Raw genomic sequence first — 20992 nt, 5'->3', positions numbered from 1 at the left:
GGTTGGAAGGACGCTCGAGCTTCGTTGCTCGGATCCTTGGAAATTGTGACCTTGTCACGGGTTTTATCTGAGATAAGTCTTTGATTTTATTGGAATATAATCACATGGGATACACGAAGGTTTTTCCAATTGGATTTTATAACCCTGAACCTGGACTTGTACTTTTAAATTAGGAAATATGTTGGAACATATTGGCATCTAAACTTTCATATGTCAGCGCTTCATTTGAGAATATTATAGTCGGAAAATTTAACAATAATGACGTGCAAACCATACTTCTTTAATGCCACTTCTTTGCCTGTTTCCATCAACTCAGTTTCGGGACCCGAAATAGTTCCTACGCGAATCGTATCTTTCGCTTCTTTTTGGTGGTACCCTGCGACTCCCAAAATAATGAGAGTCGTTATCAAGATAATAGTCATTTTTTAACATTTTTTACCCTTAATTCTTAATTCTTAATTCTTAATTATTTATAATGTGAAAGTCTTCGTGCAATAGCATCTCCGAGATATTGCAAAAATTGCATTAAAATAATTAAACACTAAGATGCTTACTATCATTACACGAATATCAAATCGTTCATATCCATAACGGATTGTTAAATCTCCTAATCCTCATCCACCAATAGCACCTGCCATTTCAGAATAACCCACTACGGTCACTGCCGTTAATGTGTCCCCGAATTAAAATTAAAGTGGGCAGTGCTTCTAGAAACTAGACTTCAAAATAATTTGTAACGGCGAAGCACCCATAGATTGGCTGGCTTCAACTAAGCCATATAGGGACTTCTTGTAAAACCGTTTCTGTCAGTCGAGCAAAAAAAAGAATGGCACATAAGCCTTAATGGGACAATAGCCGCTGTCGTGCCAATCAATATATAAGTGCCTACAAGAAATCGCGTAAAATGAATAATCGCTATCATAAAAATAATGAAAGGAACCGAATATATAGCGTTAATTACTGCCAACAAAAAAAACGATTTAAAAAAGTTAAAGAAGGTATAATTACCATCTCAATCGTTTGCCAAATGGCATTAAGAATAGCGCCAATTATCTGCACTGACATAACCAAAAATCTCAACTTCTAAACCTTTATTTTTGAGGTAAGCAATGCCCTGTGAAAATATTTCTTCATTATTTCGTACAGAAATTAACATCATTCCAATAGAATTGCCCCAAAAAAATTCTAAATTAGCTTGAAGGATATTTAGTTGATTCGTAGCAAAGCATACCCCTCTAGAATGGGCTCTTTCTGTACCCGGGTATGTAAATTTCAGGAAGTTTGATTTTAATTAAAGAATGAGTGAATTTTTTTCGCGATTTCAGTTTTCGGTCACTTAAATAAAGTTACAATATCAAAGTTACAATATCGCTTTCTTCTACAATTCTTCCTTGGGTCTAATACAGCCACTCGTTGAGCAACAGTTTTAATAATTTCCATTTCATGTGTGATTAGAAGTATCAACAACTTCGATTCGCGATTAACTTGTTTAATAAGTTCCAAAATAGAATGTGTGGTTTCAGGATTGGGCACCGAAGTCATTTCATCTTAATTCCAACAAAGGAAGAACCACTTTTTTATTCGGTTTTACTTTTTCCGATGAGTTGTAGTAGTGGAAATGCTACGTTTTGAATATCGTTCGAGTATTTAACAGATTAAAATGCTAAAAAAATCATATCTATTTGATGACGCATCCGCCGCAATGCTTTCTCCGAAAATAAAGTGAGATTTTCGCCATCCACAATATAATAGAACCCTTTTCAGACCGTTCCAATAAATTAAAGGCAGCAAATTAAGTTGCTTTTATCTGCACCACTTTTTCCAATTAACGCATACAATCTCGGCAACCCCTACATGTAAAATTGACTAAAATTGACATCCTTCAATGCAGAGAAAGGCACTTGTGTTGGCTCACTCATTATACGTTTTTGTCATTCCGTAATTCAATCATGCCACTCTAACTATTAAAGTGAGCTAAAGTAAGGAAGTGCGAGGCTTTTTTTAGGGTATGCTCCTACTTTAGCTATATTTATTGAAGGGCCTACAGGCTGAGGCTCAAATCGGCGCCAAATTAGTAAGTTAGCAAGAGCCTATAAATTTCTCAAGACGTGGGATTTAAAGCAATTAGTGTTAAGAATAAAAAATTTTAATCTGCTATTATTCTGATATGGGCAACAATCCACAGTACCTAAAAAACAACTCTATCGCTCCAGAACCGACCGAATTATCGCAGGCGTATGCGGGGGGGTAGCTCATTATTTTAATATTGATCCCACTTGGATTCGACTCTCTTTTGTTGTCTTGCTCTTAACAGAGCAGCTTCTACGTTTACTCGTCTATCTTAATAATGTGGCTAATCGTTCTTCTAGAACGGGACCCCCCCCTCTAACCTTGCAGTTATCGTATTCTTTCCTTTATTATGTTCACCCTATTAGCTAGGAACTCAGATGAGCAATAATCGCTTCGAAAATTACGCCCACGAAATCTATCAAACTATTTCCGATACTTGGGATAACAGCATCATCCCTCAATTAATAGAATATATTAAAATTCCTAATAAATCAGTTTATTACGATGCTAACTGGAAAGAAAATGGCTATATGGATAAAGCTATGACACTTCTAGTGGATTGGTGTCAGCAACAATCTATTCAGGGGATGCAACTAGAAGTAGTAGAGTTGCCAGGACGAACCCCTTTATTGTTTATTGAAATTCCTGGCACCTTAGATGAAACCGTATTGCTTTATGGTCATATGGATAAGCAACCTGAAATGGCAGGGTGGGATGAAGACCTTGGACCTTGGAAACCCGTGTTGAAAGGAAATAGATTATATGGCCGCGGAGGCGCCGATGATGGATACGCAGTATTTGCCTCACTTACGGTCATTGCTACCTTACAACGTTATCAAATTCCCCATGCACGATGTGTCGTGATCATCGAAGGATCCGAAGAAAGCGGCAGTATTGATCTGTCTGCTTATCTTGAGTATTTAAACAACCGCATTGGAAATCCTACTCTAGTGATTTGCTTAGATAGCAGTTGCATCAATTATGATCAGCTGTGGTGCACCACTTCACTCCGAGGACTCGTAGGAGGTGAATTAAAAATTGAAGTATTGGAAAATGGTATTCATTCAGGAGCTGGAAGTGGTATCGTCCCTTCGCCTTTTTCTATCCTGCGCCAACTTCTAGATCGAATTGAAGACAGCACTACCGGAAGAGTGATTTTGGAAGAATTAAAAGTTCCCATACCCAATCAATATAAAGAGCAGATAAAAAAAGCCGCCCAGATGCTGGGAAATGGGACTATTCAAGGCAAACTGCCATTTTTACCGGGCGTGGAGCCAGTGACCCTTGATGTTACGGAATTATTATTAAATGGAACTTGGCGTCCTCAACTCAGCGTGACGGGACTCGACGGTTTACCTCACGTTGCCAATGCAGGAAATGTTACCATACCTTATTTAAAAGTAATTCTCTCTATGCGACTTCCTCCAATCATTGACGCCAAAAAAGCCTCAGCTGTATTAAAGAATGTCCTAGAAAGAGACCCTCCTTACAATGCAAAGATATCCTTTTCTCCTGAGGCCGCTTCAAGTGGTTGGATGGCTCCTCCCTTAAGCGATTGGCTTGGTGTTGCTAATCAAACTGCCTCTCACCAATTCTTCGGCAATCCAGCTGCTTATTTTAGCGAAGGGGGAACCATTCCCTTTATGGGCATGTTAGGCAAAATGTTCCCAAACGCCCAATTTATGATTACAGGTCTTCTGGGGCCTAAATCTAACGCACATGGACCTAATGAGTTTCTGGACATCCCTATGGGGAAGAAATTAACAGCCTGTGTAGCTTCGGTTGTGACAGCCCATCACGAAAATTATAGTTCCAAATAAATGGCAGGATTTTCGGAACAAATCTTAAGTCCACATTCTAAAAATGTGTTTACAGCATTAATTTAGGTATAACGGCCGTTAGTAATGCAAATAAGCTATGGCAGATCCATTTCCAGAACCGAGTTTTGAGATAACTCCCTTCGTATTGCCCTCCAAAACTAAGAAGGACGATAGTATAAATACTAATTCCTATCAATAAAATGAAAGACTATGTGTAAAAATGAAGGCCTAATAAGGGAGTGGCATAGTGCCCGATCCTGTGGACTACATGGAGGCCACCTGACGCAAAGAGACAAAGGCAGTAAATAAAGTAAATAAAGCTTCAACCGATGCCAATTGAGCGGGATGAAAGCGAAATCAGAAGTTGAATAACAAACCCACACGCAGATGCTAATAAAGCAAGCCTACTCGCTGCAAAAAACAGAGAGAACAAGGAACCTCATGGAAAAAACTGAAAAACTAGCGCTGTGGCAAGTATCAAAGATATCCCTAAAATTTTCAAACTATTTAAAGTGACAAAAAGACACTTTTTAATAACAGTAGATAGCGCCATAGGAAATTCCTCCTTAAAGTTCAATGGGTAAGGGACTTGTAATGTGAAGTTAAAATAAGACAACGCCAAATATCAGCATAATTATGAAATAAGATAATAGCCAAACGATAAAAGCCTATCCAAATTAGTAAACTATCAATAAACCACAATATGAATAAATATCGTCATCATGACGATTTCTATCATTCGAACGGAAATAATATATATTATAAATTGATATCAATTTATTATTGATATCAATTTATACCTCCATTGACATGATTCAAAGTTTCCATGCTCATTTGAATGCTTAAGTGAGCTCTATTCCTTAAATAAGAAGCCGTGATATAGTCCTCTATACTGAAAAATTTATGAAGCTAGTAAATTATGACTTACATATGAGGTGTTGATCATTGGCAGCGGAGCTGGAAGCTTAGCGCTGGCGTTGAACCTGGCCAATAAAGACCAAGTGGCCCTTCTTAGTAAAGAGGCACTTAGTAAAGAAGAGGTACTTACAGCTAGCTCTTCCCCTCATACGCAAGGCAGGATTGCCGCGGTTATAGGAAGCAGAGGATAGTGTTGAATTGCATGTGCAAGATACCCTAAATGCGGGAGGTGGCTTATGCGAACCTGCTGTTCTCCGAGCTACCTACTTTATCTCAAGCTAAATCAGCAGTCGAATGGTTAAACAAGGGGTACAATTTACCAGCGATCCTAAAAAAAGGTTATTACCTAATTCAAGAAGGAGGCATAGTCGTCGCCAAATTTTCCGCGCTTCTGATAAGACTGGAGCAGTAGTGGTAAAAACGCTAGCCGAACAAGTGATCAATTATCCCAATATCGATTGTTTCACTAGTCATATGGCGTATCATATGGGGTAGATCTGCTTATTGAAAAGAAAAGCTGCAGAGGGGCCTTAGTTTTATAAAGCCCAAAAACATTTGTGGTTAACCTTTTTACCACCCATTATATGGTTCTTGCTAACGGCGGCGCTAGTTTTGTCTATCTAGATACCAGTAATCCTAATTACACCAGTGGTGATGGAATAGCAATGGCTTGGCGAGCAGGATGTCACGTAGCGAATTTAAAATTTAATCAATTCTATCCCACTTGTCTTTTACCATCTTTTAGGCAATTATTATTTAATTTCTGAAGTCGTCCGGGGAGAAGGAGGTTATTTATTGCTTCCGAATCGTAATCGCTTTATGCCCGCTAATGACAAGCCGGACGGAAATGGCTTCCCGTGATATTGCAGAAAAACCAACTGGATTGTGTCTATAGTTTAGATATAAGCCCAATCCTGCCGATTTTATTAAAAAGGCCTCCCCCCCACACCATTTATTCCATGTGTCTCAAATTCGATTTAGATATGACGAAAGACCCGATGCCATCGGCGAAGTTGCCTTTACGAGGACTACATGGAGCTAATCGTATGGCTAGTAACTCCTTATTAGAATACGTAGTATTTGCAGCTAATAAGTGCCCAAGCGATTAAAAAAGTCCTCCATTCATTACATTATTCACGCAACAGGACAAAACCGGAAGCTAGAGAAAATTAACCTCTGCCTTTTGTTTCTGCTTCTGCAGCAATACCAGATGAACGCACCTCCTTAAATTTTCTTATCCAACGCGTGCGAAAAATCATGTGGGATCATGTAGGAATTATTCATACCAATGCAGAGTTCAATGATGTGCAAAAGCAATTACAACAAATTAAGCAACAAACTGACATCCTCTCAAAATCACTCACTAAATCATTCATTGAATTACGGAATATTACTACCGTTGCTAACCTGATAATCAAAAGTGTGCTTTTGCGTAAAGAGAGCCGTGGTTTAGATTGTAATAAAGATTATCCGCAAACCGATCTTTCCACTAAAAATACTATTTTATATCCCTCTGATTTAGAGCGAGTAACATACCCAAGTAGGCATAGGAGGATCCAGGAACGGAATCAGGAAATAAAAATAGTGAACACAATGTGTGATAACCCTTCTAAAATTGAGAAAAATAAAATATCTCATAATAATATGCGTCAATTCTGTTACATATATCTTCCCCGACTTTAAGTCAACTGCTAATAACGATTCGAGAGATCGAATGTGGAAATAGCTGTAAGTAAATTCAACGAAAAGTGTTTTCTGATTGAAAAATAAAATGAATTAGAGATAAAAGTGTAATCGCTACTTTTAACCAGAAATAAATAGCAGAGAGCCAAAGGCAGAGAATTCCACTTGTCCACTTGAATAAATAGTCAAGAGCAAACTAAAAAAATAGGGAGAGAACTGTATAGCTGAAACAAAAATTAATCTCCTCTATCGGGCAGCAAATCGGGGCGCACTACCCAATTAAGTATCCAGCGATGATTTTCAATTCGCTCTAAACAGACAACTGTTCCCGGAGGGAAGCGAAGAATATTGTAGCTATCTTTTCCTAAAATAAGAGCACTAACTAACTGAGATATGAAAGGCATATGACCCACTAACATTGTGTCATCATGCCATTCTTGAATGAGATTGATTAAGGGCACTGTAGGATGATCGGATCCTAATAACGGACAAACTTCTATAGCCTGGCCTTCAGCCACTGCCGTGGCTAGAATTTCTGCACTTTGTTGTGCTCGTAACTTCCCGCTATGCATAAGATGCACGACGTGCACTCCTCGATGTTTCAAGTAAGCAGCCACCTTACTTACTTCGTCGGTTCCTTCTTGAGTAAGCGGCCGTTTACCGGCAGGATTCAGCAGCTGTTCAGCATGGCCATGGCGAACACAAAATAATTCCATCAAAGCTCCTGATGTTAATAGGGAGCTAATTCTATACTGGTAGCAGTAGATTCTATACTGGTAGTAGTAGAATATAAATCCCTGTAACGCTCACTGCTATTATGAAAGCTTTCCGCAGGATTGTTAGAACAATCTTTTCTATTTTTTAGAACCCACCTTCTCCCCGAAACAGATATTGACAGAGTCTAGAAGAGTCCGTAAAATGCCCATTCCTGGCAGCGCTGTAGCTCAGCTGAGACAGTATTTACATGGCATACAAGAGGTCATGCGGTTCGATCCCGCTTAGCTTCAATTTAATTCTCTCTTCGCGCTTTTGTAGAACAAGTTCTGCTCCCGACTTGGAGTACTAGGAAAATACAAAGGAAAATACTAAAAAAAAGTCCGCAGAAAAAAACCCTTTGTGAAAAGGGACAAAAATTCTATATCGCTTTTAGCGAACCAGTCCCCATCGTCTAGAGGCCTAGGACATCGCCCTTTCACGGCGGTAACAGGGGTTCGAATCCCCTTGGGGACGCCACTTAGCATAAGCTCACGCTTTTGTTCTAAAAAAAGAAACGCTTCCTTTTCGCTATATCAAAGAACCTCACAGGAGAAGCAGAGCAAAAATTAACATCGAACACTTCAGAACTAGATAGGTAGTCGAGCTATAAGAAAAATGTCTGGCTTCTAGTAATATCGATCCTTCGAAAATTTGTTTATTGATTACTATGACCAACACAGCTAAATTGGCGTTTACCTTTCTTTGGTTACAAAACGCTCTTAAAACTCTTGCCGCTTCTTCTCCCTCATATCAATGTCATCAATATGAAAGATCAGGGCTGTTCCGTCCTTTTAAAAGGGATTCAAGTAGTCCAACATTATCTGAAAACCTTTCCTAATAAATATATCTTGCTGTTAGCAGCGGAAAGCCATACGGGTTTTGTTCCCGCTTTTAAGAAAAAGCATTACAGTAGTCTTCGAGAAATAAAGCCCGACGAAACCTAAGCTGAGCAAATAAGGGATACATTAACAATCATAGAAGTTTTTTTGGTGATGGCGCGGTGGCTTTTCTCGTCGGCATAAATACCGAATATTCGTCTTTTGATGCACTAACCATATCTCACGGATATGGAAGAAGAGGATTTAAATGTTATTCATATGGACGAGGGCGGAATTTTAATCCCCTCTTACCACAGATATCCTCACATCCTCACTATGTAAATGACTCGCGCCATTCCTAAATGTAGTATATTCTATACGCAAAAAGCCAATGAACTTTTATTAAAAAATCCAAATACCTGGTTTAACTCAGTGGAAGATGCCGATTTTTTACCTCACATTCATACTGGAAGTAAAAAAATACTCGATGAGGTTTGCAAAAAATTGGAAATAGATCCACTTTTGTTAGTTAGTTCACCTCTTCTCAGAAGCTCAAACTAGGTTTCTTTTGATAACCTTAGCATAATAAGGCAGATAGATCTGGCCATAATTTTTCTCTTTTTAGAGAACTCAAAAAATCCAATTTCCTATTGCGCACCCCTTCTTGAAAAACCGTCTTCGCCATTTGTAGACTCTTCTCCATTTGGATAAGGTTTTATCTAATCATCAGAACATTTTCATCAAATTCCTCTTTCAATTGGTGAACATGCACAGTAGAAAACAAATTAGAGACCAACCTATCAATTCCTTTTATATCAGGCCTTCCCCCATAATCATATTCTTGCTTAAACACTTCCCTAAATATACATGGCAACTGTCGCAACTGTCTACTATCAAGCAAAGATTCTATTGCTAATTTAAAACTTTTTAAAATATTATCAAGGGCTTTTTTATTTTTATCCTTTCTGCTCTCTTCTTTTAAACGAATTAATTCTAGCCATTTGGCGTGTAATTCATTTAAATTAAAATTGTTGTTAATAAAATTTCGAAATCTCATAATTCCCTTGCTTTTTAGTTTTTTTAAAAAAGAAGTAAGCTCTCCAGAATGCGATTCTTTTGGCTGGCATCAAAAGACAAACTATGAATCATCATAAATTGATTTTGAGGATAGAGAGAGCTCCCCGTCGACTGACTTGATGCTCTATCTGAATGCATGAAGTAGAGATCTCTGAATAACCCGAGAAAAGTAACACGCCACCAATTGGTTTCTTAACGGGTGCCACCAGTGGCTGTGCTGGCTGGCTGATTGCTCCAATTGAGTCGATGGAAAATTCGCGTTGGGAACTTCGCGAGCTGCCTCTTTACCAACATTAGCTGGTGTTGATTGCGGTTTTGATGTTGGCTGAGAAGGTTTCTCATTCAAAGGCGAGGAGCTGGAAGGAGCCTCTGGTTTTGGCTGCCCTAGTTTTTGGAGTTTAAATATAAGTTATAGAGAGCTTCCCAAGTCGAATCCGTTGAGGAGTTACGGTCTCCTCATTAGAAAGGACTTCAGCCGTCATCGATTGTATCTGAGGTTTTTTTGTTTGAGCCAGAAGTGGCTCAGTTTTATTCTGGGAGAGCTGAAGAGCGGCTTGCAGATGCTTGTTTGGCTTTAAATTTTTCATTAATTTTTTTATAGAATTTACTCACTTCAGCTATAATATTTTCTAATAGGCTAAAAATTACCTCTGTAGTCTTTCCTGAAGACCACCTCCAATTAGGATTCTTTTGTAGATTCTTTGTCAAGGATTTTTTCACAAAAATAAGCCAATAGATCGAAAGATTTATTAAGTAAGTCACTTTTCTTAGAATAAAATAATATTAAGGTTAACAAAGCCAAGAAAGACAACCAAGTTTCCTCTAAAAAAACTGGGCGTCCCCATCCGGAATTTGTTTATTGAACGACCCCAGTCCAAATATCACTTGTTTAACGGATTTCCCTCCTTACACTTGGATTTTTAGTAAAATTAAAACTATTTATCGTTTTATAGCTTTCAATGATATCTAAAAGATCCTTTATTTGAGACACAGATTTGGCACTATCATCAGCAATAGAGTGATTAATATAATTAAATAAATATACAGCATAAAATGTTTATATTTAAGCATCTCCTTAACTTCTTTAGAAAAAACAATTTCCCTTAAATTTTCATGCTTGGATAAATCTAAAATTAATGTCGGGTTTTTTAAAAGATTTTAAACACAAATGGCTGATACGTTCTCTACAACGTCTTTAAATTCGCTTTCGGCTAAGCCGTTCTTTTTTCTTTTTGCTATTTTATAATTTGAAACTACAACGTCTAAATCTGAAAAGGGCGTATCAGCCTCAGATACATCTCCAGAAACCTCTACATAATTTAAATAATGAATAAAATTCTTCATCAATAAAAAATTATAGCAATATTTGATAATAAATTAATTTTCTTAATGTTGAAAATAGCAAATATTTTAAATATTTAAATTAAATATTCGAATTGTTTTTTCAAAATTTAATTATTACAACAATTTTTTTCACAAAATTTTGAGTGAAAATAATTACAAAAATTATTTATACAACTAAATTAAGATCGAGAAATCGACTACGAAAAGATCTTTAGTTAAAGCGCCCACAGAAATAAAATCAATACCTGTTTTAAAAATTTTACAAATATCTTACAAATTTACATTTCCAGAAACTTCAAGTTTGGTTTTATGATTATTTATAGTAACAGCTTTTTTATACTGTCAATATCAAAATACTGTCAATATCAAAATTATCGAGCATAATAACATCTGATTTTGCTTCCAGCGCTTCTCGCAATTCATCCATATTTTCAACTTCTACTTCTATAGATTTTTTTGGGGTGATAATTTTGTGCTTTTTAAATGGCCTTAACAATTAGAGCCACAGCTCATAATATGATTTTCCTTAATGAGATAAGCATCATATAAACTCATACGATGATTTTTACATCCACCCATGATTGAACAGCATATTTTTGCGCATAACGCAGTCCGGGTATTGTCTTACTGGTATCCAGTAATTGGACTTTAGTATTTTGTAATTTTTCTACATAACGATGGACGAGAGTCGCTGTACCCGATAACGATTTCAACCAATTAAGCGCTATCCTTTCGCCCGTTAAAATTGAGCAAACTTTTCCTGTCAATCCCGCAAGCAACTGGCCACTCGCAATAAAATCTCCTTCATTTAAATTCCAATTTATTTTTACTTCAGAATCTATTTTTTGATAAACCATCTCAAACCAGGGGATACCACAAACGATAGCATTTTCCTACAAAATAATAGTGGCCCTGGCAAGTTTATTGCGTAAAATTAATTGAGTAGTGATATCTCCTGTCCCGATGTCTTCTTAAAGGCTCATTCGGATAATTTTTTCAATGGCCTCTTGATTCATTGGCGAGGGTGCTTAGAAGCCTTTAGTTTCTTTTTTTGCTGACGACATCTGCGCAAAGACCACAAGGTTTCAATAGGTCCAGAAATCACATAGAGAAAAGAAAGAATGAGCAGAATATCGGGTGGATCGAAGGCAATTAATGCAAGGATCAATACTATTCCCAAGATCACCACAAAAGGAACACGATTGCGTAAATTGACGTCTTTAAAACTACGATAACGAATCGTACTCACCTTTAGAAGTCCCAATAAGATAACCACAATGCTCATGGGCAATGCAATGCATTCCCCTGCCACATCATAAGTACTACATACCCATACGATACTCGCTACCAATGCCGCCGCAGGTGGTGTGGGAAGACCCTGAAAATAACTTTTGTCGATTTTTTTGCCTGAACGTTAAATCGTGCCAAACGCAAAGCAGTACAAGCCGCATAAATGAATGCAGCCAACCATCCCGGCTTGCCCATAATCGCCAGAGACCAGCTATAAACTACCAAGGCTGGAGAAATGCCGAAACCAATCATGTCAGATAAACTATCAAGCTGGGCTCCAAATTCGCTCTGGGCATCCAATAGACGAGCAATTCGGCCATCCAAACCATCCATAATAAGAGCAACAAAAATGGCTATAGCGGCCGCTTCATAACGACCTTCCATGGCAGCTACGATGGCACAAAATCCTGTAAACATAGCACCTACCGTAAACAGGTTTGGCAATAGATAGATGCCACGAACTCGAAGTTGCTTGGTTTCGGTCACGGTTGCCCCTGGCAGATTTTGTCAAAGTACTATAATATGTGCCACCTAAATATATCACACATTATAGTGCGTCATTCAATAGACCATACAATGAAAAATAAGAAGCCGAGAATAATCATTGAAGGAGTGACAGAATCAGGTGAACCCTTTCGACCCAGCGATTGGGCCGAACGCATGAGTGGCACGCTTTCTACCTTACATAAACACCGCATTCAATACTCCCCCCTGCTACAGCCTTCTCTTAAAGATGGCCACAAATGTGTCATCGTCGACCCTCATCTCAAACAATCCAATCCTGAGCTTTATGAGTCTATAATAAAATTTGCCAAAGCTAATAACTTACGCATTTGTGAGGAAGATTCCGATTGAATAGCCAGAGGAAAGGGTATCTGCAAGGTCGCTTAACGAAAAACCGCCAAGAAACTGTTTTTACAGAGGGACAGAAGCATTTTGACGCCTTATTATCGGATATTGTAAAAGCAAAACATTCCATTGATTTAGAGACCTATCTATTTCACAACGATACACTCGGGAAACGGATTGCACTCGAGCTAGCAGAAGCTGCAAAGCGTGGAGTTAAAGTTCGGGTAATGGTCGATGGTGCCGGTAGCCCTTTATGGAGCACAAACTTTGCTCGTTTTCTAGAAGAAGCAGGGGTAAAAACCAAAGTTTTTCATCCGTTTCCTTGGCAATTGTGGGATTGGAGTCGTTCTATAGTTAAATTACCCTCTCTCATAAAATGGATTTATTTAATTCTAAAATTAATTTTCGCAATCATCGGAAAGTCTGCATTATCGATAAAGAAATTGCCTATATTGGCAGTCTTAATATCAGCAAATATCATCTGTCGCCAGAAGAAGGGGGCGATGGTTGGCGCGATACTTCGGTACGCCTTACCGGAACTGACTTAAAAGAATTAATCAAGGCATTTAATGTAGCCTGGTATCATCGCACGATTAAAGAACGTTTGCGGGAAATTTTTCGTCAAATTCGAAAAGATCCCTCATTCGTCTCAATTACACTCGCCACCGCCGACGCATTCTTTATAAAAATTTACTCCGTAAAATGGCTAATTGCACGCGCCGCATTTGGATTACCAATGCATATTTTGTTCCTGATAATTTTCTATTAAAAAGATTGAAAGACTCTGCTCGCTCTGGGATCGACGTACGTATTTTATTACCTCGGAAATCCGATGTCGCCATGATGCCATGGGCCTCTTCTACTTTTTATTACAGTTTGCTTAAGGCGGGAGTAAGAATTTTTGAGTACCTGCCTTCGATGTTGCACGCGAAATCATTAATTATCGATGACTGGATGGTTATCGGTTCAAGCAATCTCAATCACCGTAGTCTAATTCACGATTTAGAAGCAGATATTCATATCAATTCCAAGGAAGCGAAAAGAACATTAGAACAACAATTTTTAGAAGACCTCAAAAATTCTCGTGAGGTTTCATTAGACAGTTGGCAAACGTTGCGTCCTCGAAGTCAACGGTTGATGGGGCGGTTAGTCCTCTACATTAAATACTGGATATAAGCAGGACTAAATACCCTACATACCCTAATAAAAATAAAACCCTAATAAAAATAAAATACCAAATCCTCTCCCAATTCCACCCCAGCGCGAAATGGCTAAAGTAAAAATCATCATAAATCATAACAGGATAATCACGCCTAAAACCGCCGATGAAACTGGAGCAGGCGCGATAAGAGCCTGGCATCGCCATAACAGCTAGCGAATTAAATAGGTTAGAGCCAACGATACGGCCAATGGCAATGTCATGTTCTTTTTTTTCAATGCCCTCATCAACGTAGCCGCAAATTCCGGCAGAGAAGTACAAATTGTCACAACAGTTAAGCCAATGACAAGCTCACTAATTCCTAAATAATTAGGCCGCATTCACAGCACCATCTACTAAAAGTTCAGAACTAACAAATAATAACGCTACCCCCAAGCCACAAAAAAACACTTTTTACGATAGTCATGGTGGCCTTCTCAAGTTTTGCCTGAGGCGATATTTCTTTAAGTGGAATGCTTAGTTTTTTTTAGCATCGTGAGCGACATCCAATACAGATGAACGGATTAGCAGAAAAATTAAAAGAACTGCTTCTACGAGACAGATAATCACTCCATAATAGAATTCCGAGCATAAGGGACATAATTAATAATTAAAATAGGAAGTTCCGATTTAATCAAACGACTGTGCACTTGTATCCGAATTATTAGAGCAACTACACTAAAAAGCAATCTAATATATCCAAGCAATCCCGCACCAAGGAAAAGCTCAGCAATAATATTTAAAATTATCATGCTTTAACAAATGTCAATTGATCATCCTTTCTCTCGACTTTAATTGTCGAGCCTGGCACAAATTTCCCCTCTAAAATTGCTTGAGAAAGGGGGTTTCCCAAATAGTTTTGTAAAACTCGTTTTAAAGGTCGAGCACCATAGACTGGGTCGTAACCCAGTTTCGCTAAATAATCAAGAGCCTCACTATTTATCGTTAATTGATAATCTTTTTCTCTCAAACGCGCTTTGATCCGCTCGATTTGAATCACTGCAATATTGCGAATTTGGTTTTCTTTTAAAGAATGAAAAACAACCGCTTCATCGATCCGGTTAATAAATTCTGGGCGGAAATGCTGAGCAACTACCTCCATTACAACTTCCTTCATCTTTACATAACTTTCACCAGCAAATTCCTGAATCAATTGAGAACCGAGATTTGAAGTCATTACCACAACGGTATTACGAAAATCAACTGTCCTTCCCTGCCCATCGGTTAATCGTCCATCGTCGAGAACTTGTAATAAAATATTAAACACATCATTATGCGCTTTCTCCACCTCATCTAACAAAATAACGGAATACGGTCGACGCCGGACAGCCTCAGTAAGGTATCCTCCTTCTTCATAACCAACGTAGCCCGGAGGAGCGCCAATCAAACGAGCAACGGAATGTTTTTCCATAAATTCGGACATATCAATGCGCACCATAGCCTCTTTAGTATCAAAGAGAAAAGCGGCTAGTGCCTTACATAATTCAGTTTTACCCACACCCGTGGGACCTAAAAATAGGAAAGAACCGATAGGTCGATTAGGATCAGATAATCCAGCACGCGAACGACGGATAGCATTCGAAACTGCACTCACCGCTTCATCCTGACCAATTACTCGTTGATGAAGCACTTCTTCCATATGCAACAATTTTTTGCGCTCTCCTTGAAGGATTTTTGAAACAGGAATATAGGTCCATTTAGACACAACTTCCGCTACTTCTTCTTCTGTTACCCGACTTCGTAATAATTTATGCTCCCGAAATTGATCTTCTTTTTTAGAAGCAGCTGCTAATTTTTTTTCTAATTCAGGAATAATTCCATACTGCAATTCAGACATTCGCGTCAAATCAACTGCACGACCGGCTGCCTCTAAATCAATACGCACTTGCTCCAATTCTTCTTTGATTTGTTGCGTTCCGTGTAAAGCAGCTTTTTCACTTTTCCATATTTCTTCTAAATCAGAATATTCTTTTCAACGTTTTTAATTTCCTTTTCCAAGTCACCTAACCGCTTCCTGGATGCTTCGTCTGTCTCTTTTTTTAATGCTTCACGCTCAATTTTCAATTGAATAAGTCGGCGTTCCAACCGATCAAGTTTGACAGGCTTTGAATCCATCTCCATACGAATTTGGCTTGCTGCTTCATCTATTAAGTCAATGGCTTTATCAGGTAAATTTCGATCAGTAATGTAACGTTGTGATAAGGTTGCTGCCGCAATTATGGCGGGATCTGTTATCTCCACACCGTGATGCACTTCATAGCGTTCTTTTAAGCCACGCAAAATAGCGATAGTATCCTCTGTGGAAGATTCATTCACCAGTACTTTTTGGAAACGACGTTCTAAAGCAGCATCTTTCTCAATATATTTTCGATACTCATCCAATGTGGTAGCACCTACGCAATGAAGCTCGCCCCGCGCTAAAGCTGGCTTTAACATATTACTAGCATCCATAGCTCCTTCTGCTTTACCCGCGCTAACCATAGTATGTAATTCATCAATAAATAGAATAATTCTCCTTCCCTGTTTAGCTAAATCTTTCAATACTGCTTTTAACCGTTCTTCAAATTCTCCGCGAAATTTTGCCCCTGCAATGAGCGCTCCCATATCCAACACTAAAATTCGTTTATTTTTTAAACCCTCTGGAACTTCTCCATTGACGATTCGCTGCGCTAAACCTTCTACAATGGCGGTTTTACCGACACCAGATTCTCCAATCAACACAGGATTATTTTTAGTGCGTCGCTGTAAAACTTGGATAGTCCTACGGATTTCTTCATCACGACCAATAACGGGATCTAATTTTCCAATTTCAGCTTTTTCCGTAAGATTAATAGTATATTTTTCCAATGCTTGTCTTTGTGCTTCAGCATTTTGTTCAGTAACACGTTCCCCAGCACGTAAGTTTTTGATATTTTTTTCAATAGTTTTTTTATCAGCACCAGCTTCTATCAAAAGATCTCGCAATCGACCTTTAGCCTCTAACGCGGCTAGAATAAACAATTCCGAAGAAATATATTGGTCTTTGTTTTGTTGGGCCAACTTATCCATTAAAGTTAAAATTTGTGCAAATTCCCGAGATAAATGAACCTCTCCACTCGTACCTTGAACTTGAGGATAATTATCGATTGCCTTGTCCAACCCATCGATCAACCGCAACAAATTAACACCTGATTGTTGTAATAATGGTGCAATAGTGCCGTGTTCTTGCTCTAGCAACACTTTCATTACATGGGCCGGCTCGATAAATTGTTGGTCTCGACCCACGGCTAAAGATTGGGCATCCGCTAATGCTGTTTGAAACAATCTCGTAAATTTATCCATTCGCATGAAAGTCCTCTCCAAAGTTCGATTTTAATAACACTTATTCAGAGTCTGAGAATAACCGTTAGTTCTCCAAAATCATTAAACCTCTACCCCCCGGTCACGAGACGGCACTAAAATAACTATTATTTCTTAAATCTGGGCGATATGCGATAATTTCAACTATTTACTGATGAATTTTAATCAGCAACCCAACGAACAGTAGGTTCAGTAACACCAAGCTCTCCCTGGCTTGCTCGCGGAGTGGCTTCGATGGTTCCACTCTCCGAAGGTTACATCCTTGAGATTGTGGCCGGAACTGGCACTATCACTAAAGCCATGCTGCGACGTGGGATTCCCCACCACCGACTCATTATCGTTGAAAGTTCCAAAATTTTAGTAGAAAAGCTTAAAAGCAAATTTCCTTTAATTAAAATCCTCCATGGCAATGCTAAAAATTTATCCGCATTGCTGGGAGATTTATCGAAAAATATTGGCACAATAGTTTCGAGTTTACCTTTATTAATTCTTTCAGAGGAAACAAAAAATAAAATAATTCGTGAAGAAAAATTATTGAAGCCGAAAAGTTATTACATTCAATATACTCATGGCTTTTTTTCCAGTGTCTTTGAATCGAAGGTTCGATTTAAAAAAAATTAAAACTAAAAAAATATTTAGCTTAATTTCCCACCAGCACGAATCAATATCTTTAAATTTAAAATAGAATAGAATTAGCTATCTTTCATGAATATTGCCATAATATATTTACGTAATTGCAGTTGAAAGCAAACTGAGAGACTATCGTTCAATATCCACTCCACTAATCGTTTGATTATCTATAATTGGCCATCGCTAGGCGAAAATAACACTTCAGAATACGAGCTTGTTGGCCCATTCATAATCATGACGATCGCATATAACAAATTTAATCTGATCATCAGAGGAAAGGTAATTAAAATTTTCAAATTTATTTCGGGAAGTTTCAGAAGTTTCATTAGAGCCAGGAGTTTTAACGTCAAGAATTTTTATTACCCGAGGATCTACTGCAGAAATATCTAACGTCCCTCTCGTTTCCAGAGAAACTTTATAACCAAATCACATAATGCTTTCAATAACGCGAAACAACTTGGCTGAGCCAAGGGTTCCCCCCCGTAAACGTGTCATCGTCACATAGAACACTGAATAAGCGCCTGCAGCCTTAAGCATTCTCTTCTTCAAGAGAAAAATTTCCCTCCTAAAAAGGCATAGGACCTATCACAATAGGAACAACGGAGCAGCCCGGGGTTAGGGCCGAATAAAAACTCTGGGTAATCTCTCACACTCTTTTTTCTCTCTGTAAGGAATAAAAAATTTCGGCAATCCGAAGCTTGTTCACATCACAATAAAGGGTTCGTTGATGGTGAATTAGCCACTTTCAACTGCTGCAAACGAATACTGGCTAATTGCGCTACCATTGAGCTGGGGTGCTGTTTTTTTATTTCCATTAATTCTTGTTTAGCTTGAGCAACTTGACCATTTTCCGCATGAATAATGGCTAACTTTAGTTGAGCATCGAGTACTTTTTCTGATTTAGGGAATTTATTTTTAATTATTTGAAACTCTAACGCCGCTTTTTTTCTGTCTTTCTGTTCTAAATAGATTTCCCCGAGCCAATAATGGGTATTAGCGACATAATTTCCATTAGGATAATCATTCAAATAATTTTGAAAAGAAGCTTCAGCTTTATCATATTGATTTTTAGTTAAAAAATTAAGCGCCGTTTGATAAGCAGTGGAGTCTTGTAATTGAATATTCGCATTATTAGTAGAAAGCGAATTTCCGATAGTTTTTTGTGAAGAAGAATTATCATTTGAGCTATCACTATTTAAATTTTTAAATTGCGTTATTCTTTGGTTAAGATCGTTATAAAAACTACGCAGTTGGTTATTTACCAATTGTAAATCGCGCTGCTGCTCTTGTAATTGACCTCGCACTTGAGCAAGTTGCTGTTGTAGATCTGTAATTTGCTGCGGCAGATTTATATTAATAAGGTTATTCATTTGCTGTTCTAGACGAGCTATGTGCTGACTATCGGTCAACGGCTGCTAGGTAAAGAAACCACAGGATCAGAAGGAGTGATTTCAGTAGCTGACCCATTGGAGCTTTCAGCAGTATCTGTTGTAGGTATTTCCACTGGAGTCTTTTGGCCACTAGCTTGCTGGGTAATATCAACAACAGGTGCATCACCCAGCGCGACGACCTCTATTAACAATAGGGTAATTAAGCCCGTTAGGACATACAAAATTTTTATTTTCATCCTCAATAAGCCTCATAAATCAAATTAACTCGTCGATTCAATCGCCATGCGTATTCATTGTTACTCGAAACCGCTGGATGCTCCTTTCCGTAGCTGACCATATCCAGCTGTGATGGCGCTACCCCTTCTTGTTCGAAAATACGAGCAATGGCCTGATCACGGCGCCAACCTAATCCGATGTTGTATTCTCGACTGCCTCGGTTATCAGTATTACCTTCAAGGCGAACTTTTGCTTTCGGATGGATAGCTAAATAATTAGCCTGGATATGAATTGTTTGAAGATCGACAACCCGCACTGCCGTACTATCAAAATCGAAATAATACGTTTGATTAGCAGGCGTAAGCAAGGGATTGATAATTCGACCTTGCGAATCTTGCATCACTTGACCATGGTAACTAGATTCTCCTACCAACGCATAGGTTTTAGCGCGGTCTCCAACCTCAGTTGCTGCACTTCCACCATCCATAAAAGCAGTGTGGCTTTTACAAGCCGTCAAACCGAGTATCACCATACTCAAAATAGTCCATTGGAATCTTTTGGGCATATTTACTCCTCTAACTGTCGTTGATCCCACCATTTTCTTCTGTCTTCTCCTACTCCGAATTATGGTATTAACCTAAAAATGGGGACCACGCGGGTTCTTGGACAATTCCCTCTCTCGAGGGAAATCGCAATTTCACTTGTCCATTAATAGAAACCTGCGCAAGTACTCCTTGTCCTCCATATTCCGTCGCATAAATGATCATCTTACCATTCGGAGCCAAACTCGGCGATTCATCTGCCCCACTTTGGGTTAAAATTTGCAATCGCCCTGTTGTTAAATCTTCATACGCAATTCCAAACAAGCCGTTCTCTCGATGCATCATCACAATCGATTTCCCATCCGGCAAAAAAGACGCTCGCGCATTGTAATCACCTCGGTAAGTCAAGCGAGTAATTGCATTATCGTTGAAAGAGTATTTATAAATTTGCGGTGTCCCATCACGATTAGAAGTAAAGAGAAGAATTTTTCCATCAGGCGACCAAGCGGGTTCAGTGTCAATAGCCCAATCATTAGTGATTTCACACAATTGTTTTGTGGCCAAATTTAGAACATAGATATTAGGATTGCCTGTTTTGGTAAGTACTAACGCTAAACGGGTTCCGTTTGGTGAAAAAGCAGGTGCTCCGTTGATCCCTGGGGCGTTGCTAATTCGTTTCCGCTGTCCAGTAGATAAATTTTGCACATAAATAGCTGCATGTTGCCCTTCAAAAGAAACATAAGCAATTTTTTTCCATCCGGAGACCACGTGGGAGACATAATAGGCATATGAGAAACCAAAAGAGGTTGAGGATTAAAACCATCTGCATCTGCCACCTCTAAAGTATATACAGAAGGTTTATCTGGAGAACGCTGCACAAGGACGTAAGCAATTCGTGTGGGGAAAACCCCTCGGACTCCGGTTAGCTTTTGATAAATGAGATCACTGATATGATGAGCGAGGCTTCGTAAATTTTGTACCCTTACATTAAACGAATCGCTTAATAAGACATTGTCCAAATCAAAAACATTCACTAAGGTAAAGGTCACTT

The 20992-nt window shown here is 38.6% G+C and carries 20 protein-coding genes, 1 tRNA gene and 5 pseudogenes; 10 read left to right on the top strand and 16 right to left on the bottom strand.

The window, feature by feature from the left end; translation table 11 throughout:
* Positions 1 to 221: 221 nt before the first annotated feature.
* The 3 genes from B1F79_RS02970 to B1F79_RS02960 all read right to left on the bottom strand — a co-directional run bounded on the left by B1F79_RS02970 (position 222) and on the right by B1F79_RS02960 (position 1542).
* On the bottom strand, positions 222 to 422 hold the full coding sequence (locus B1F79_RS02970; protein WP_251365935.1) for a MetQ/NlpA family ABC transporter substrate-binding protein: 201 nt from the start codon (positions 420 to 422) through the stop codon (positions 222 to 224).
* A gap of 611 nt (positions 423 to 1033) precedes the next feature.
* Positions 1034 to 1159: a hypothetical protein gene (locus B1F79_RS02965; RefSeq protein ID WP_251365934.1), complete on the bottom strand. Its 126-nt coding sequence runs from the start codon at positions 1157 to 1159 to the stop codon at positions 1034 to 1036.
* Between the two features lie 173 nt (positions 1160 to 1332).
* A complete protein-coding gene (locus B1F79_RS02960) occupies positions 1333 to 1542 on the bottom strand; it encodes a hypothetical protein (RefSeq protein ID WP_251365933.1) in 210 nt (69 codons plus the stop codon).
* Between the two features lie 663 nt (positions 1543 to 2205).
* Here B1F79_RS02960 and B1F79_RS02955 point away from each other — a divergent pair.
* From B1F79_RS02955 to B1F79_RS02935, 5 genes and pseudogenes are all read left to right on the top strand, one after another.
* A pseudogene (locus B1F79_RS02955) lies at positions 2206 to 2439 on the top strand (PspC domain-containing protein); the annotation flags it as partial.
* Between the two features lie 8 nt (positions 2440 to 2447).
* Positions 2448 to 3890 (top strand): M20 family metallopeptidase, encoded by a 1443-nt coding sequence (locus B1F79_RS02950; protein WP_251365932.1) that lies wholly within the window; start codon positions 2448 to 2450, stop codon positions 3888 to 3890.
* Positions 3891 to 5102: 1212 nt separating this feature from the next.
* Positions 5103 to 5303 (top strand): hypothetical protein, encoded by a 201-nt coding sequence (locus B1F79_RS02945; protein ID WP_251365931.1) that lies wholly within the window; start codon positions 5103 to 5105, stop codon positions 5301 to 5303.
* 62 nt (positions 5304 to 5365) lie between these two features.
* Positions 5366 to 5575 (top strand): FAD-binding protein, encoded by a 210-nt coding sequence (locus B1F79_RS02940; RefSeq protein WP_251365930.1) that lies wholly within the window; start codon positions 5366 to 5368, stop codon positions 5573 to 5575.
* 478 nt (positions 5576 to 6053) lie between these two features.
* Entirely contained in the window at positions 6054 to 6491 is a 438-nt protein-coding gene (locus B1F79_RS02935; RefSeq protein ID WP_251365929.1) for a hypothetical protein, read from the top strand.
* Positions 6492 to 6727: 236 nt separating this feature from the next.
* On the opposite strand, the gene sixA is transcribed toward B1F79_RS02935, so the two are convergent.
* Positions 6728 to 7207: a phosphohistidine phosphatase SixA gene (sixA, locus tag B1F79_RS02930; RefSeq protein ID WP_251365928.1), complete on the bottom strand. Its 480-nt coding sequence runs from the start codon at positions 7205 to 7207 to the stop codon at positions 6728 to 6730.
* Between the two features lie 441 nt (positions 7208 to 7648).
* Between sixA and B1F79_RS02925 the strand changes: the two genes are divergently transcribed.
* Together B1F79_RS02925 and B1F79_RS02920 are read left to right on the top strand one after the other, a co-directional pair.
* Positions 7649 to 7724, top strand: a tRNA-Glu gene (locus B1F79_RS02925).
* Between the two features lie 251 nt (positions 7725 to 7975).
* Positions 7976 to 8191 (top strand): hypothetical protein, encoded by a 216-nt coding sequence (locus B1F79_RS02920; RefSeq protein WP_251365927.1) that lies wholly within the window; start codon positions 7976 to 7978, stop codon positions 8189 to 8191.
* A gap of 589 nt (positions 8192 to 8780) precedes the next feature.
* On the opposite strand, the gene B1F79_RS02915 is transcribed toward B1F79_RS02920, so the two are convergent.
* The 6 genes and pseudogenes from B1F79_RS02915 to pssA all read right to left on the bottom strand — a co-directional run bounded on the left by B1F79_RS02915 (position 8781) and on the right by pssA (position 12262).
* Entirely contained in the window at positions 8781 to 9122 is a 342-nt protein-coding gene (locus B1F79_RS02915) for a hypothetical protein (protein WP_251365926.1), read from the bottom strand.
* A 1178-nt stretch (positions 9123 to 10300) separates the two neighbouring features.
* Positions 10301 to 10489 (bottom strand): hypothetical protein, encoded by a 189-nt coding sequence (locus tag B1F79_RS02910; protein WP_251365925.1) that lies wholly within the window; start codon positions 10487 to 10489, stop codon positions 10301 to 10303.
* 331 nt (positions 10490 to 10820) lie between these two features.
* Positions 10821 to 10913 carry a hypothetical protein gene (locus B1F79_RS02905; protein WP_251365924.1) on the bottom strand — a complete coding sequence of 31 codons (93 nt, stop codon included), beginning with the start codon at positions 10911 to 10913 and terminating at the stop codon, positions 10821 to 10823.
* 62 nt (positions 10914 to 10975) lie between these two features.
* Positions 10976 to 11041 (bottom strand): hypothetical protein, encoded by a 66-nt coding sequence (locus tag B1F79_RS02900; protein ID WP_244897232.1) that lies wholly within the window; start codon positions 11039 to 11041, stop codon positions 10976 to 10978.
* Positions 11038 to 11343, bottom strand: coding sequence for a beta/alpha barrel domain-containing protein (locus B1F79_RS02895; protein ID WP_251365923.1), 306 nt, complete (start codon positions 11341 to 11343; stop codon positions 11038 to 11040). The genes B1F79_RS02900 and B1F79_RS02895 overlap by 4 nt, the downstream gene beginning before the upstream one ends.
* Positions 11344 to 11498: 155 nt before the next feature.
* Positions 11499 to 12262: pseudogene (gene pssA / locus B1F79_RS02890) on the bottom strand (CDP-diacylglycerol--serine O-phosphatidyltransferase).
* Between the two features lie 90 nt (positions 12263 to 12352).
* Here pssA and B1F79_RS02885 point away from each other — a divergent pair.
* Together B1F79_RS02885 and B1F79_RS02880 are read left to right on the top strand one after the other, a co-directional pair.
* A complete protein-coding gene (locus B1F79_RS02885) occupies positions 12353 to 12631 on the top strand; it encodes a DUF3579 domain-containing protein (protein ID WP_251365922.1) in 279 nt (92 codons plus the stop codon).
* Positions 12628 to 13801 (top strand): annotated as a pseudogene (locus B1F79_RS02880) (phospholipase D-like domain-containing protein). Before B1F79_RS02885 ends, B1F79_RS02880 begins: the two are co-directional and overlap by 4 nt.
* 195 nt (positions 13802 to 13996) lie before the next feature.
* On the opposite strand, the gene B1F79_RS02875 reads toward B1F79_RS02880, so the two are convergent.
* Positions 13997 to 14164 carry a calcium:cation antiporter family protein gene (locus tag B1F79_RS02875; RefSeq protein WP_251365921.1) on the bottom strand — a complete coding sequence of 56 codons (168 nt, stop codon included), beginning with the start codon at positions 14162 to 14164 and terminating at the stop codon, positions 13997 to 13999.
* Positions 14165 to 14571: 407 nt separating this feature from the next.
* Positions 14572 to 17150: pseudogene (clpB, locus tag B1F79_RS02870) on the bottom strand (ATP-dependent chaperone ClpB).
* Between the two features lie 246 nt (positions 17151 to 17396).
* On the opposite strand from clpB, the gene B1F79_RS02865 reads away from it, so the two are divergent.
* Positions 17397 to 17783 carry a class I SAM-dependent methyltransferase gene (locus B1F79_RS02865; protein WP_251365920.1) on the top strand — a complete coding sequence of 129 codons (387 nt, stop codon included), beginning with the start codon at positions 17397 to 17399 and terminating at the stop codon, positions 17781 to 17783.
* Between the two features lie 716 nt (positions 17784 to 18499).
* Here the strand turns inward: B1F79_RS02865 and ybgF are convergent.
* From ybgF to tolB, 4 genes and pseudogenes are all read right to left on the bottom strand, one after another.
* Positions 18500 to 19162, bottom strand: a complete 663-nt coding sequence (gene ybgF, locus B1F79_RS02860) for a tol-pal system protein YbgF (RefSeq protein ID WP_251365919.1) — start codon at positions 19160 to 19162, stop codon at positions 18500 to 18502.
* Between the two features lie 35 nt (positions 19163 to 19197).
* On the bottom strand, positions 19198 to 19419 hold the full coding sequence (locus B1F79_RS02855; protein ID WP_251365918.1) for a hypothetical protein: 222 nt from the start codon (positions 19417 to 19419) through the stop codon (positions 19198 to 19200).
* 2 nt (positions 19420 to 19421) lie between these two features.
* On the bottom strand, positions 19422 to 19964 hold the full coding sequence (locus tag B1F79_RS02850) for an OmpA family protein (protein ID WP_251365917.1): 543 nt from the start codon (positions 19962 to 19964) through the stop codon (positions 19422 to 19424).
* A gap of 67 nt (positions 19965 to 20031) precedes the next feature.
* A pseudogene (gene tolB / locus B1F79_RS02845) lies at positions 20032 to 20992 on the bottom strand (Tol-Pal system beta propeller repeat protein TolB); the annotation flags it as partial.

The organism is Coxiella-like endosymbiont of Rhipicephalus sanguineus (assembly GCF_018687865.1).
The sequence above is the reverse complement of the archived record's forward strand: the minus strand, read 5'-3'. Positions and strand labels throughout refer to the sequence as shown.